General features: G+C 56.8%; 15 protein-coding genes. 2 read left to right on the top strand and 13 right to left on the bottom strand.

The window, feature by feature from the left end:
- Together cysT and HMPREF1207_RS23940 are read right to left on the bottom strand one after the other, a co-directional pair.
- Positions 1 to 834, bottom strand: a complete 834-nt coding sequence (cysT, locus tag HMPREF1207_RS23945; protein ID WP_009672390.1) for a sulfate ABC transporter permease subunit CysT — start codon at positions 832 to 834, stop codon at positions 1 to 3.
- A gap of 69 nt (positions 835 to 903) precedes the next feature.
- The gene (locus HMPREF1207_RS23940; protein WP_009672473.1) at positions 904 to 1,998 is read right to left on the bottom strand and encodes a sulfate ABC transporter substrate-binding protein; all 1,095 of its coding nucleotides are present in this window, start codon (positions 1,996 to 1,998) and stop codon (positions 904 to 906) included.
- Positions 1,999 to 2,328: 330 nt separating this feature from the next.
- Between HMPREF1207_RS23940 and HMPREF1207_RS23935 the strand changes: the two genes are divergently transcribed.
- Positions 2,329 to 2,526, top strand: a complete 198-nt coding sequence (locus tag HMPREF1207_RS23935) for a hypothetical protein (RefSeq protein WP_009672458.1) — start codon at positions 2,329 to 2,331, stop codon at positions 2,524 to 2,526.
- Between the two features lie 206 nt (positions 2,527 to 2,732).
- Here the strand turns inward: HMPREF1207_RS23935 and HMPREF1207_RS23930 are convergent, their stop codons facing one another.
- The 8 genes from HMPREF1207_RS23930 to HMPREF1207_RS29985 form a co-directional block, all read right to left on the bottom strand.
- Complete coding sequence (locus HMPREF1207_RS23930; protein WP_009672402.1) at positions 2,733 to 3,515, bottom strand: TIGR00266 family protein; 783 nt, start codon at positions 3,513 to 3,515, stop codon at positions 2,733 to 2,735.
- Positions 3,516 to 3,641: 126 nt separating this feature from the next.
- Positions 3,642 to 4,121, bottom strand: coding sequence for an acyl-CoA thioesterase (locus HMPREF1207_RS23925; RefSeq protein WP_009672373.1), 480 nt, complete (start codon positions 4,119 to 4,121; stop codon positions 3,642 to 3,644).
- A gap of 98 nt (positions 4,122 to 4,219) precedes the next feature.
- Positions 4,220 to 5,401 (bottom strand): formate-dependent phosphoribosylglycinamide formyltransferase, encoded by a 1,182-nt coding sequence (gene purT / locus HMPREF1207_RS23920; RefSeq protein ID WP_009672511.1) that lies wholly within the window; start codon positions 5,399 to 5,401, stop codon positions 4,220 to 4,222.
- A gap of 136 nt (positions 5,402 to 5,537) precedes the next feature.
- Positions 5,538 to 7,514, bottom strand: a complete 1,977-nt coding sequence (locus tag HMPREF1207_RS23915; RefSeq protein ID WP_009672462.1) for a nitric oxide reductase activation protein NorD — start codon at positions 7,512 to 7,514, stop codon at positions 5,538 to 5,540.
- A 2-nt stretch (positions 7,515 to 7,516) separates the two neighbouring features.
- The gene (locus tag HMPREF1207_RS23910) at positions 7,517 to 8,428 is read right to left on the bottom strand and encodes an AAA family ATPase (RefSeq protein ID WP_009672385.1); all 912 of its coding nucleotides are present in this window, start codon (positions 8,426 to 8,428) and stop codon (positions 7,517 to 7,519) included.
- Between the two features lie 64 nt (positions 8,429 to 8,492).
- Entirely contained in the window at positions 8,493 to 8,702 is a 210-nt protein-coding gene (locus HMPREF1207_RS23905) for a hypothetical protein (RefSeq protein ID WP_009672554.1), read from the bottom strand.
- A gap of 30 nt (positions 8,703 to 8,732) precedes the next feature.
- On the bottom strand, positions 8,733 to 8,936 hold the full coding sequence (locus tag HMPREF1207_RS23900; protein WP_009672509.1) for a hypothetical protein: 204 nt from the start codon (positions 8,934 to 8,936) through the stop codon (positions 8,733 to 8,735).
- A complete protein-coding gene (locus tag HMPREF1207_RS29985) occupies positions 8,933 to 9,091 on the bottom strand; it encodes a hypothetical protein (protein ID WP_009672540.1) in 159 nt (52 codons plus the stop codon). Before HMPREF1207_RS29985 ends, HMPREF1207_RS23900 begins: the two co-directional genes overlap by 4 nt.
- A gap of 327 nt (positions 9,092 to 9,418) precedes the next feature.
- On the opposite strand from HMPREF1207_RS29985, the gene HMPREF1207_RS23895 reads away from it, so the two are divergent.
- Entirely contained in the window at positions 9,419 to 10,093 is a 675-nt protein-coding gene (locus HMPREF1207_RS23895; protein ID WP_009672435.1) for a stalk domain-containing protein, read from the top strand.
- 149 nt (positions 10,094 to 10,242) lie between these two features.
- On the opposite strand, the gene HMPREF1207_RS23890 is transcribed toward HMPREF1207_RS23895, so the two are convergent.
- The 3 genes from HMPREF1207_RS23890 to HMPREF1207_RS23880 are packed head-to-tail and all read right to left on the bottom strand — an operon-like array spanning position 10,243 to position 12,486.
- Positions 10,243 to 10,713 carry a hypothetical protein gene (locus HMPREF1207_RS23890; RefSeq protein WP_009672536.1) on the bottom strand — a complete coding sequence of 157 codons (471 nt, stop codon included), beginning with the start codon at positions 10,711 to 10,713 and terminating at the stop codon, positions 10,243 to 10,245.
- Complete coding sequence (locus HMPREF1207_RS23885; RefSeq protein WP_016424035.1) at positions 10,703 to 11,383, bottom strand: trimeric intracellular cation channel family protein; 681 nt, start codon at positions 11,381 to 11,383, stop codon at positions 10,703 to 10,705. Before HMPREF1207_RS23885 ends, HMPREF1207_RS23890 begins: the two co-directional genes overlap by 11 nt.
- A gap of 20 nt (positions 11,384 to 11,403) precedes the next feature.
- Entirely contained in the window at positions 11,404 to 12,486 is a 1,083-nt protein-coding gene (locus HMPREF1207_RS23880) for a Gfo/Idh/MocA family protein (protein ID WP_009672386.1), read from the bottom strand.
- Positions 12,487 to 12,578: the final 92 nt, after the last annotated feature.

Here is a 12,578-nt window from a genome sequence, read left to right as displayed (position 1 = left end):
TCATCCGCTCACCCGCCGGTTGGATTTCATTTGCAGCGCGTTGGTGACGAGCAGCAGCACGAACGAGAGGATCAGCATGACCAGAGCAATGGCCGTCGCCCCGGCATAGTCGTACTGCTCGAGCTTCGTCATGATGAGCAGCGGCGTAATCTCCGTCTTCATCGGCATGTTGCCGGAAATGAAGACGACGGAGCCGTACTCGCCGATCGCCCGGGCGAAGGCGAGGGTGAACCCCGCCAGCAGCGCGGGCACCAGCTGCGGGAAAATGACGCGGCGGAACGTACGCCAGCGTGAAGCGCCGAGGCTCACGGCGGCCTCTTCCGTTTCGTGCTCCAGCTCCTGCAGCACAGGCTGCACGGTGCGGACCACGAACGGAAGCCCGATAAACGTGAGCGCGATGATGATGCCAAGCGGCGAATACGCCGCCTTGATGCCGAGCGGAGCGAGCAGGCTGCCGATCCAGCCGTTGTCGGCATACAGGCTTGTCAGCGCGATGCCGGCCACGGCCGTCGGAAGCGCGAAGGGCATGTCGACCAGCGCGTCGACGAATCGCTTGCCCGGAAAGCGGTAGCGCACAAGCACCCAGGCCACGAGCAGGCCGAATACGGTGTTGACCAGCGCTGCCGCTAAAGAAGCTCCGAAGCTGAGCTTGTAGGAAGCGACCACCCGTTCATCGGTAACTGCCTGCCAGAACTGGTCGAAGGTCAGCCCCGTCGTTTTCCACACGACCGCGGAAAGCGGGAAAAGCACGAGCAGGCTCAAGTAAAGCACCGTAAAGCCCATCGACAAGCCGAACCCGGGTAAAATACGTTTCGTTTTGTTTCGTCTTCCCATTGCGAACACGTCCCCTTGATCGCAGACCGAGTGGTGCCGGTTTGTACCGTCGCACCCGGGCACGCATAATTATTTCGGTTTGTAAATCTGGTCGAATACGCCGCCGTCGGCGAAGTGTGTTTTCTGGACTTTGGCCCAGCCGCCGAATTCAGGATCGTCGATTTTAAACAGGTTCACTTGCTTGAATTGATTTTCGTACTGCTTCGCAACGGATTCCAGACGCGGCCGGTAGTAATTTTTCGCGGCGATTTTCTGTCCTTCCTCCGTATACAGGTAGTCCAGATAAGCCTGGGCCACTTCTTTCGTGCCTTTCTTGTCGGCGTTCTTGTCGACTACCGCTACCGGAGGCTCCGCCAGCACGCTGATCGAAGGCGTCACGATCTCGAACTTATCCTTGCCCAGCTCGTTTAGCGACAGGTAGGCTTCGTTCTCCCACGCGATCAGGACGTCGCCGAGTCCTCTTTCCACGAAGGTAGTCGTTGAATCGCGCGCTCCCGTTCCGAGCACCGGCGCATTTTTGAACAATTGGGTGACGAATTCCTTGGCTTTGGCCTCGTCGTTGTTGTTTTTCTTGAGCGCGTAGCCCCAGGCCGCCACGTAGTTCCAGCGCGCTCCGCCGGAAGTTTTCGGATTGGGGGTGATGACGGAAACGCCGGGCTTGATGAGATCGTCCCAGTCCTTGATTCCTTTCGGATTGCCTTTGCGTACGAGAAATACGATCGTGGATGTGTATGGAGTGCTGTTATCTTTTAATTCCGTTTCCCAGCCTTTATCAATAAGACCCGCCGCTTGAACCTGATCGATATCGTAAGCCAGCGCAAGCGTAACCACGTCCGCTTCCAGTCCGTCGATGACCGAGCGGGCTTGTTTGCCCGAACCGCCGTGAGACTGGCTGACCGTTACGGTCTGGCCTTTCTTTTCTTTCCAGTACTTGATGAATGCTTCGTTGTATGCCTGGTACAGTTCTCTCGTCGGGTCATAAGATACATTAAGCAGTTCGACCGATTTTGGTGCGGAGCCGCCGTTTTCGGTTCCCGTTTTCGTAGATGTTGTTTCGTTTCCTCCGCCGCATGCGGTCAAACCGGTTAGCAGCGAAGTCAGGGCAAGGACGGAAACGGAGCGTCCGAGAACCCTTTTGAAAGAATGCGATTTTAAAGCAGCCATGTAAATATACCCCTTTCGAATTTGGCACCTCGTTGTCTAACTTTTCACATTCCCTACTGAACTTTTTTTTCGCGTCTCCGGTGATCCGGTGGACAAAATAAACAAATCCTATAAGTTTAGTAAGAATTATTTATACATCAATATAGCATCGCCTATAAATCGTGTCAATACGTTTTTTTGTAAAAATTGTAAGTGCCCGTCCGCCGGACTCCGAGGAAAAAAATCCCCGTTTCAAACGCTCTTGCAGCGTGTAAGAAAGGCGTGGGAGTTATCTTGGAAACAAACGCACAAGCTTTTGAAATCACTTGCTTCATTGGAGGTCAAAGAAAGATGAACAACAACCTAACCGCTGACGCCGAACGCGTTTTAATCGTTTATTTGAATAATGATATCGTGGTGGAAAATGTACCGGGCGAAGTCGATGTGGACTCTTATCTCGACGAACAGGATTACGACGCGCGCCAAGTCGAGCTGATTTCGATGGGCGAGTTTAACGAACGCCTGGATCAGATGCTGCTTCATTATTGATTAAAACAGAAGCCCCCGGGCTTTTCACATAAAAAGGCAGTTCCTTTCATCGGAAAGGAACTGCCTTTTTCAATGTGTATGCGCAGGTTCGCTTGGCTGTGGAGAAAGCGAAGCGATTAAAGCAACAGGCGCCCCGCGCGGAAACTCTTGAATCGCCAGCCCTTCTCTGATAGCGGAAACGCTGGCTGCTTGGAGCTTTGGCAGCACTAGCGGCGTTCGAACAGATTGCCGAGGCCCCCGAGCACGCTGCCTTCTTCCTTGCCCCGGATAGCTCCGCCCATCACTCTCTCGGCCAGGCGGCTGAACGGTAAGGACTGCAGCCACACTTTGCCGGGGCCTCTTACAGTGACGAAGAACAGCCCCTCGCCGCCGAAAACGGCCGTTTTGATGCCTTTTACGAACTCGATGTCATACTGGACGTCCGGCGTCATCGCAACGAAGCAGCCCGTATCGACGCGAAGCACCTCACCCGGCTGAAGCTCGCGCTCCAGAATAGAACCGCAGGCGTGCACGAAGCCGAGTCCGTCGCCTTCCAGCTTCTGCATGATGAAGCCTTCCCCTCCGAAAAAGCCCGCTCCCAGCTTGCGCTGCAGCTCGATCCCGATGGATACGCCTTTGGCCGCGCACAGGAACGAATCCTTCTGGCAAATCAGCTTGCCGCCCAGCGCGTGCAGATCCATCGGAATGATTTTGCCCGGATACGGGGCGGCGAACGTAACGTGCTCTTTGCCCCGCCCGTTGTTGGTGTACACGGTCATAAACAAGCTCTCTCCGGTAAGCAGCCGCTTGCCCGCTCCCATCAGCTTGCCCATCAGACCCCGGCCGCCGCCGCCCGATCCGTCGCCGAAAATCGTTTCCATGCCGATGTTGCCTTCCATCATCATCATGCTGCCGGCTTCGGCAATGACGCTTTCCTGCGGGTCAAGCTCAATCTCCACGTATTGCATTTCATTGCCATGGATAATGTAATCAATCTCGTGAGCGTTCAAGCGCAAGCACTCCTCTGTTCATTGGAATAGGAACCGATATCGTTAGCACGTGCCTTTACCTGTTGGTACGGCTCGGAAAGACGCCGGTTCCGGTTCCGGTCAAAAATTTAAGCACGCGCCGATTCTTCAATCGGCTTCCAGCTCCGCCTTGCGTTTCCTGCGCGCCTCGTAGCGTGTCGGGGCGGATTCGTACAGGCGCATTTCCCGTTCCGTCTCGGGTATAACCGCAGGAACGGGAGTCGGCCGACCTTCGTCATCCAATGCCACAAACGTGATAAACGAGGTGGCCGTCGTCCGCCGTTCACCGGTAAACATGTTTTCGGCCACCACACGCACATAAACCTCCATGGAACTCCGGTGCGTCCAGGAAACGAAGGCTTCCAGCTCGATGGCTTCCCCCAGGTGCACGGGGGCCAGAAAGTCGAGACTGTCGCTCGACGCCGTAACGACGCCGCGCCGGCAATGGCGCATGCTTGCGATGGTCGCGATCTTGTCGATATATTCCATAATTTTGCCGCCGAAAACCGTTCCGTGATAATTCGTATCCAGCGGAAAAATAACTTCAGTCATAATGGAGCGGGAGATGCTCGTCGGTTTCGCTTCCATATGGGTCAAAGCCTCCTTCTCGTCGGCCGGAGAGAAAGCCTGTAAACTTCAACTTCCGTCCCGGCTGTACGAAACGCTAATGTTTACGGGTACGGACTCTATTCCCCGTACCGGATAAAAAGCTTGCCCGCCGCCTCGGCGGCCATGGCTCTTGCCGTTTCCGTGTCCTGCGCGGCGGCAAGGGCAACCGCCATCCGGCGGCCCGGCTTCGTTTCCGGCTTGCCGAAAATCCGCACCTGGACATCCGGCACCGCGAGCGCCTCTTCCAGCCCGCCGATTTCGAAATCGGCGCTGCCGCGGTCCGCCTTCAGCGTATGGGAAGCGCCTGGCGTAAGCAGGCGGATTTGCGGAATCGGCAGCCCGAGAATCGCTCTGGCGTGGAGCGCAAATTCGGACAGGTCCTGAGTCGCCATGGTGACCATGCCCGTATCGTGCGGACGCGGCGAAACCTCGCTGAAGTATACGCCTTCGCGCGTCAGGAACAGCTCGACACCGAAGATTCCGTAACCGCCGAGCGCATCGGTGATCGTCCGCGCCATCTGCTCGGCTTCCGCGATTTGGGACTCGCTCATCGCGTGCGGCTGCCACGATTCGATATAGTCGCCTTCCTTCTGCACATGACCGATCGGAGCACAGAAGGAAGTGCCGCTTACGGAGCGGACGGTGAGCAGCGTAATTTCGGACTCGAACGTGACGAACGCCTCGACGATGACGCGGGCTTTTTTCGCCCGTCCGCCTTCCAGTGCCGTATTCCAGCAGGCCTCGATGTCCGCTTCGGACCGGCATACGCTCTGGCCCTTGCCCGACGAGCTCATGATGGGTTTGATGACGCAAGGCGTGCCGATTTCCGCGACCGCGGCATGGAGCTCGTCCAGCGTATCGGCAAAGGCGTACTTCGCCGTACGCAGACCGAGCTCCTCGGCAGCCAGCCTGCGGATGCCTTCGCGGTCCATCGTCAGGCGCGACGCGTTGGCGGTCGGAATGACACGGTAGCCTTCCTGCTCCAGCTCGACAAGCTCCTGAGTGGCGATCGCTTCAATCTCGGGCACAATCAGATGGGGCCGCTCCCGCTCAATGAGTTCGCGAAGCGCCTGTCTGTCCAGCATATCGATGACATAGCTCCGGTGTGCCACCTGCATGGCAGGCGCGTGATCGTAGCGGTCGACCGCGATCGTTTCGATTCCGAGCCGCTGCGCCTCCAGAATGACTTCTTTGCCAAGCTCCCCGGAACCGAGCAGCATGATTTTCTTCGATTTCCCTGATAGCGGTGCTCCAAACATACGGTGTCCTCTCCCCTGAGTGCAGCAATGTGCATCTATATTTTGTCGGCTTGCGGTTAGGCAAGTATTCCTATGTGCGATAACGTTCTTGACGGCGGGCGCCTATAAGAGCCGGCCGATTGTTCGGGAAGACGCCCTACCCGCCGCTGCGCAGAAGCAGCTTGCGCAGCAGCGGAGCGAGATGCTCCGGCAGCTCGGCGGTGTGCGGGACCACGATCCCGTGCCTGCCGTAGATGTTGCGCATCGTGGTCCGCTGCGTTTCATGCACCTCGCCGCTGGCGAGGAAGACGCTGATAACGTCGATCCCGAGCCTGCGGCATTCCAGGACGGCCTCGTACGTGTCGAGGATGCCGTCCTCCTGGTATTCGGCGGCGGAAGGCTCGCCGTCGGAGAAGACAAGCAGCACGCGCTGCTTCTCCGGGCGCCGCAGCAGCCGCCGGGCGGCGTGACGGATCGCGAACCCGTCACGGTTGTCCTGCTGCGGCTCCAGCTGCAGCAGAGCGGCGCCGCTCCGCGGAGCCGAGGACGAGCCGAAGTCGATGACCGTGTGAAACACGTTCGGCGCTTCTTCGGCCGTGACCCGCTCCGCGTCTTCCCAGAAGCCCGTCACCTCGTGCGGGATGCGCAGAGTCCGGAGCGTCTCGTGAACGAGCGAGATGCCCAGCTTCGTCTCTTCCATCTTATCGTACATGGAAGCGGAGCAATCGACAAGAAGCGAGAAGGCCGCATCGAGCTCCGGCGCGGGGTTCTGCTTCTTGGTGAAGAGCCGCGGCGCTTCGTCCGTCACGTAGCGCAGCAGCTGCCTCCGGCCGAGCCGGCCGTAGAGCAGATCGCTCCGCGGGGCGACCCGCTTGCGCTCCAGCGTCAGTCTCACCGTGCGGGTCAACTGCCTTGTCAGCGGCTCCACCGCGCGGATCGCTTCGCGATAAGCGTCTTCCTCCGCCGGGGTAGGCCTCCGCGGGGCTTGAAACTCTGCGGCGGCGCGCAGCCCGGAGGGGCCGTCCCCGCTTCCGGCGGAAGCGCCGGACGGTAGGAACGGCGCGCTGCTGTCCGGCGGGGGCTCGGACTTCCGCTCGGAGGCGGCGGAACGCCCGCGTGCGGCGGCCATAGCCTCTTCGGACGTATCGTCCCCGGGCCTCGCCGCCGCCCCGCTGAACCGCGCCGTCCGCGTGCCCCGCTCGACCGACTGCCTCAGCGCTTCCCCGGCGGTGCTCCGCGTCTCCCGGTGCCACATCGACTGGCGCTCGCTTCTGCGGTCTTTGTCCTGCCGGGGGCTAAGCCGCTCCGCATCGTCATTCGCGAGGCGTTTCGCCTTCTTGCCGGCAGGACGTTCGCCGCGCCTCAAGGGCGCGTCCGTACCGCTTCCGGGCCGGACCGAGAAATACGCGTCCGCCGCATCTCGCTCCAGCCGGTATTCCAGCAGCTCCAGCATAAGCAGGCACAGCCGGGCGTTTTCTGCCGTCGTCTCCGCCGTTTCGGCCTCCTCCAGCAGCGGCTGCACAAGCCGGAGCAGTTCCTCTACATGCTTTGTTGGCGCAGTAAATTCCCCGGAAGTTTCGCCTATCCTGCTGCCCGCTTCACTATAGAGCGCATGCACGTCCGCCCCTTTAAACCAGAGATAAACGGAAACGAACAGCGCGTCCGCAAGCTCGTGACGGGCGAGGTGCGTTCTGAATTTGTGCGTAAAATACCCTTTATACACGTCCGCTCTCTCCTCAAACACGGCTGAGGTACCGGGGCGGATGCGCCGGCAGATCTGTTCCAGCCGCAAGTCTTCACAGAGGGCAAACAACTCCATGCCCAGCCTGGAGAGCGGCGACTTCGTAACGGACTCCAGAAACGCTTCGGTTTCCCGCCTTCCCGAATACCACGCACTGCCGAGCGCGCGGAGATAGACGTCGCTTTTCATTCCGGCTTCCCGCTGCGCCGGTTTCCAGTCCCGCCAGAACTGGCTGACCGTCAGCAGCGCTTTACTTTCCTCATAATGGGAATGAAAAGCGAGCTGAAGCTCCAGATCCCCGTTCCGGGTAAAGGTCCGGGCCAGATCCACAAGCTGCATAAGCATAAAGGCTTCCAGCCGGTTATCCAGCAGATTCAGCTTCCCGACGAACATCGCTAAAAGAGCGTCTCCGCCACGTTGCGCACGGCGGCCCTTTCGCGTTCGTCTTCCAGCTTGGCGGCAATGGCCCGTTCCACGGCCCTCCGGGGCGGCATGAAAGCGGCGAGATCGCATGCGTCCAGCAGGGCGCGGACGGACGCCGCTTCGTCGGACAGTTGACCCATCTGCACGAGAGCGAGCAAATCGGCAGACAGGGCCGCAAACGCTTCGAGAAGCCGGGTGTCCCGCAGTTCCGTACGTTCCGTCAGCAGGCCGAGGAGCGCTTCTCCTTGAAGGTAAGGGACGTCGACGGCCACGAAACGATTTTTCAGCGCTTCGTTAAGCGGAACGGTCCCGATGTATCCTTCGTTAATCGCCGCAATGACACGGAAATCTTCGTGAGCCGTGACCGTCTCGCCCGTAAACGGATTGGTCAGCGTTCTCCGGTGGTCGAGAACCCCGTTTATAAGCGGAAGTGTCTCGGGCTTCGCCATATTTACTTCATCTATGTAAAGAATATGCCCCGCTTTCATGGCGGTAATGACCGGCCCCGGCACAAATTCAATCGTCGTGCCTTCCCCGGAGCGGCTCAGGGTCTTGAACCCGAGTAAAGCTTCCGCGTCGAGATCCGTGGAACAATTGACGCTGTGCATCGGCTGACCCGTCAGAAAAGACAAGTGCTCGGCCAGCTTCGTTTTGCCGGAACCCGTCGGTCCTTTCAGCAAAACGGGCTTGCCGAGCGCCAAAGCGATGATCGCGTCTGTGAGCACTTCGGGCTGTGCGGGGACGAATCCCGGTTTTCCGATTAAATGGAGCTGTTCCTCAGCCAACCGGCCGGATTCAATCCGGCTGCGCAGCGTTAGGAGTCGGTTTGTAATCCGATCTGGCAATTCCCATTGCCGCATCATAGCGGCAGGTGTCAAATTCATCCGGCGTCTTCCTTCCCCTGTTGCGTTCTCTCTTTTTAACTATCTGTCAAAAGAGCAAGCGGTGTCAAGTTCCCAGTTCCTCGATAAGCGCAAACGGATAAAAATGCAAATCATTTCCGCAGGAAGGACAGCTCATATAGGAAGGGATGTCATTGAGCATCAGCGCCATGGCGTAAGAAGACTCATAATTGACCGCCCGGATAATATCATGGGGATGCGCGTACGCGCAGGAGGGAGATCCGCAAGTCGCGCGGACTTTATATGCGTTTGCCACTACCGGCCTCTTTTCCGGAGGACGCAGGCGTTAAGCCTTGTCCTCCCCTAGTTTGCGGTTGAAATCCAGATTCAAAATGACCGTAAACCGGTCGGGCTTCGTCGGCACGATCGAGGCGATCTCGATATAAGAGGTGCCGAATTCATTCTCCGCCCGGTCCACGAGACTGTTCAGACTATCGCTCAGCGTTGCGCTCTCATCCAGTACGACTTCGGCGAAGTATTGTTTAATCATGCCCGTTCTCCGTTCCCGGCCTGCTCTTTTTCGTAAGCGATCAAGGTGATCGGTTCCCCTGTCTGTTCCTGCAATTTGCTTTCCAGGCTGCGGATCTCTTCTATTAGTTCTTCTTTTCCGTTCAATTCGGCAAACGTGTATCCGTTCATTTTCATGTGTTAAGCCTCCTGTCGGATCTGTCGGATGTGTTCCCGTCGAATGGTTTCCGGCTTGAGCCGTACCGCTTCTTATTCTTCCCACGCCTGTTCTTTTTTAAAAGTTATTCCTTCCCCGTTGCGGGCTCCAAAAAAAACATCCTCGCAAGGATGCTTTTCCGTATAATTTGGGTATTCCGACCCTTATTAATCAAATAATTCCCACTTATAATGTTAATTATCTGCAACTAAAGTAAAAATCTGACGTATATAAAGTAACCAAGCCACCTGAACGGGTTTATCACCTTCCGTTTCAGGTGCCTAATCCCGAAGAGGAGTGAGAATGATTTGAAGAAGAAACTAGCAGCAACCGCAATCGGCGCCGCCATGGTACTGAGTATGGGAACCGGAGTATTGGCCGGAGCCAATCTTCAGGAAATCAAAGCCTATCTGAACGGTTCCATTACGGTCAAATATAACGGTTCCCCTGTCCAACTGCAGGATGAGCAGGGAGCTGTCGTGCTTCCGATCACATATGACGGCAACACCTATCTGCCTGTCCGGAGCATCGCCAAAACCTTGAACGTAGCGGTCAATTACGACGGAGCAACCAACACGGTCCTGTTAGGCGAGCAAGCGGAAGGGGTCGCCCTGGCCAAGGACTTCGAAGATTCGTCCTATCACACGAAAGACCCTAATTTGACGACTTACGGCGGCAAAGATTACAAAGACGTTTACTTTGATAACGCGAAGTCAAGCCGCTCCAGCGGCTTCATGCTGTATCCTAAAGGCAAATACCAGAAGCTTGTGCTTCAGGTAGCGGCTACCGGAAATGATATCGAAAGATTTTTTGTGCAAGACAGCAAAAAAGACATCAAATTGAAAACCACGACGATCGCCATCCAAGAAGGCTTGAAGACCATCGAAGTCGATATTGCCGGTGTGGAGGAACTTTTCATCAACGCGGATATCAAGGGAGACGGCGGCATGTTCATCCCTCTCACCACTTCGTACTTCAAATAAATGCATTCCAAGTACGTCTTCATCTCCTTGCGCATGGCGCAAGGAGATTTTTTACTCTCCGCAGATGAATCGGCTTCTTTGGCGGTTCAACTTTCTCCAGGCGGAGGGATAGAAAAAAAGCGCCCCCGCAAGGACGCTTTCCGCAACACTTATTTTAAGTCATCCAGTTCGCGAAAAAGCTTTCTTACCGCCTCTGCGTCCACTTTGCCCGCCTGCTTCATTTTGAGCAGCCGTTCCGACACTTCCCGGGCAAAATGTTCATCCGCATCGGTATCCTCGGCGTAACCGGGATCAAACCAGATGTAGAATCCTTCGGGACCGTTGCGCAGGAACGGCCGGTTCCAGGCGTCCGGATATTCGTACGGCTGATCCGAGAACAGGATTCCGAGCACATCGTCGCTCTCCACTGGGAGCAGCTGATGAAACTGCTCTTCTTCGCCCGTACCCGAAATCTGCCGGTGTTTGTACGCGTAATGCACGTAGTGTTCCCCGGTTTCCTTATCTTTGGACAAGGCGTACATGTCCAGCTCGCTCTGCTTCAAATCTTTGACCGTTTCTAGTCTTTCCTGCAGTAGATCCCCTGAAATTTTGCCGTGAGCCGAGAAAGATTCAACTGACATCGAACTCTCTCCTTTCTTCCTGCAACGCGGGAGGCCGCTGTTTGTTCGGCACGTCATTTTGCTGCAGCAGTGTCCGGAGAGAACGGCGCGGAAGCTTCCATTTGAAGATGACGGAGAACATCCGGGACACGACTACGATCATGAACAAAATAATCAGACCGAGCGGATTCTGGGGCCAGCCGATGCCGATAAGAAAGCCGGCCAGCATGGCCCAGACCGCGTAAATTTCATCTCTTAATACGAGAGGCTTGCGCCCGGCCAGGAGATCGCGAATAACCCCGCCGCCGATTCCCGTGAGTACGGCCGCAACGATCGAGGCGCTTACAGGAAGCCCCTGATTGGACGCGTAGAGCGCCCCCTGAATCGAGAAGGCCGCCAGACCGATGGCGTCGAAGAACGATTCCCAGGATTTCCACCGCTTGATCCAGGCCAGCGGAAATATAAAGACCAGCGTCATTGCGGCCAGCGCAATCGTGAACTGGAACCCCTGCTGCCAGAGCATCGTCACTTTCTCTCCGATCAGCAGGTTGCGGACCACCCCGCCGCCAAATGCGGTTACAAAGCCCAGGACATAAACGCCCAGAATATCATAATCCTCTTCCATTGCGACAATCGCGCCGCTGACGGCAAACGCGATCGTTCCGATTAAGCTTAACGCCATCCAATCCACTTTTCTGCAGCTCCCCCGGGTTAGTTAGATAAATCCCAGTCCAGTTCAACCTCTTTGCCGGTACGGGACGATTCGTAGATTGCATTGAGAATCAAGTTGTTCGTATAACCCGACATGACGGATGTCATCGGTTCGCTTCCGGTCCGGATGCATTCCAGAAAATGCATGTTCATCAGGAGGCGCGGATCGGTCTGCTGCTCGGGCAGCTCAAGCTCCACGTCGATTTCTTTATCGAACATTTCCGCAAACAGTTTACCGTAGGAGCTTCCTCTCAAGGTGGCCCCGCCTTCCGTGCCGAGAAGATGAATATACGGCTGATTGTCGGTTTCGGTCAGTGCCGCCCAGCTCACGTCGAGCGTCAGCGTGCTCCCGTTGTCCATCTTGATCAGGGCTGTCGCCAAGTCTTCCACGTCATAGCTGCCGCTCCAGTTCGGTTTGCCCCAGCTGCCGATTCCGCGGCGTTTGGGACCGAATTCCGAATAAGTAGCGCCGAAGACGGAAACCGGACGGGGATTTCCCATCAACGAGAGAGACAAATCCAGCATATGGACGCCGATATCGATCAGCGGGCCGCCGCCCGATTTGGACATCTGGGTGAACCAGGTGCCCCAGCCCGGAATTCCTTTGCGGCGCAGCCAGCCGGTTTTGGCATGGTAGATGTTGCCCAGCTTGCCGCGCTGTACGAGCTCCTTCACCTGCATATTGAGCGGTTCCCAGCGGCGCTGGTGCGAAATCATCAGGACCTTGCCGCTTTCACGTTCGGCCAGGACGATTTCCTTCGCGGCCTTAACATCGATGGCCATCGGCTTCTCCAGCAGGACGTGCTTGCCGGCCTGAAGCGCTTTTACCGCAAGGGGGGCGTGCCATTCGTTCGATACGGCGATAACCACTGCATCTATGTCGGGATCATGGATCAAATCTTCACCATTTCCGTAAACTTTAGAGATCTGATGTTCTTTGGCCCGCGCTTCGGCAAGCGGAAGAAACACGTCGGCAACCGCCGCTACCGTAACGCCCGGGGTTTCAAGCAGCCCTAGTATGTGCACGTTACCGATATTGCCCGCGCCGATGACGCCGATTCTGATCTCATCATTGAGTGCCATTGTGCAAAACCCTCCGATATCACGATAAAGTAAGTTCGGCTTTATTTTAACACAAATGGAGGACTGCATCAGCCTTCCGGCCATATTTTCAA

Origin of the sequence: Paenibacillus sp. HGH0039, assembly GCF_000411255.1 — a bacterium.
Classification (GTDB): domain Bacteria; phylum Bacillota; class Bacilli; order Paenibacillales; family NBRC-103111; genus Paenibacillus_F.
The sequence above is the reverse complement of the archived record's forward strand: the minus strand, read 5'-3'. Positions and strand labels throughout refer to the sequence as shown.

What these genes read in the sequence shown, in the direction of transcription:
- HMPREF1207_RS23880 (WP_009672386.1), bottom strand. Translation starts at nt 12,486, where the DNA reads ATGGCACTCAATGATGAGATCAGAATCGGCGTCATCGGCGCGGGCAAT.
- HMPREF1207_RS23940 (WP_009672473.1), bottom strand. Translation starts at nt 1,998, where the DNA reads ATGGCTGCTTTAAAATCGCATTCTTTCAAAAGGGTTCTCGGACGCTCC.
- purT (WP_009672511.1), bottom strand. Translation starts at nt 5,401, where the DNA reads ATGTTTGGAGCACCGCTATCAGGGAAATCGAAGAAAATCATGCTGCTC.
- HMPREF1207_RS23935 (WP_009672458.1), top strand. Translation starts at nt 2,329, where the DNA reads ATGAACAACAACCTAACCGCTGACGCCGAACGCGTTTTAATCGTTTAT.
- HMPREF1207_RS23890 (WP_009672536.1), bottom strand. Translation starts at nt 10,713, where the DNA reads ATGTCAGTTGAATCTTTCTCGGCTCACGGCAAAATTTCAGGGGATCTA.
- HMPREF1207_RS29985 (WP_009672540.1), bottom strand. Translation starts at nt 9,091, where the DNA reads ATGAAAATGAACGGATACACGTTTGCCGAATTGAACGGAAAAGAAGAA.
- cysT (WP_009672390.1), bottom strand. Translation starts at nt 834, where the DNA reads ATGGGAAGACGAAACAAAACGAAACGTATTTTACCCGGGTTCGGCTTG.
- HMPREF1207_RS23900 (WP_009672509.1), bottom strand. Translation starts at nt 8,936, where the DNA reads ATGATTAAACAATACTTCGCCGAAGTCGTACTGGATGAGAGCGCAACG.
- HMPREF1207_RS23910 (WP_009672385.1), bottom strand. Translation starts at nt 8,428, where the DNA reads ATGAATTTGACACCTGCCGCTATGATGCGGCAATGGGAATTGCCAGAT.
- HMPREF1207_RS23925 (WP_009672373.1), bottom strand. Translation starts at nt 4,121, where the DNA reads ATGGAAGCGAAACCGACGAGCATCTCCCGCTCCATTATGACTGAAGTT.
- HMPREF1207_RS23915 (WP_009672462.1), bottom strand. Translation starts at nt 7,514, where the DNA reads ATGTTCGTCGGGAAGCTGAATCTGCTGGATAACCGGCTGGAAGCCTTT.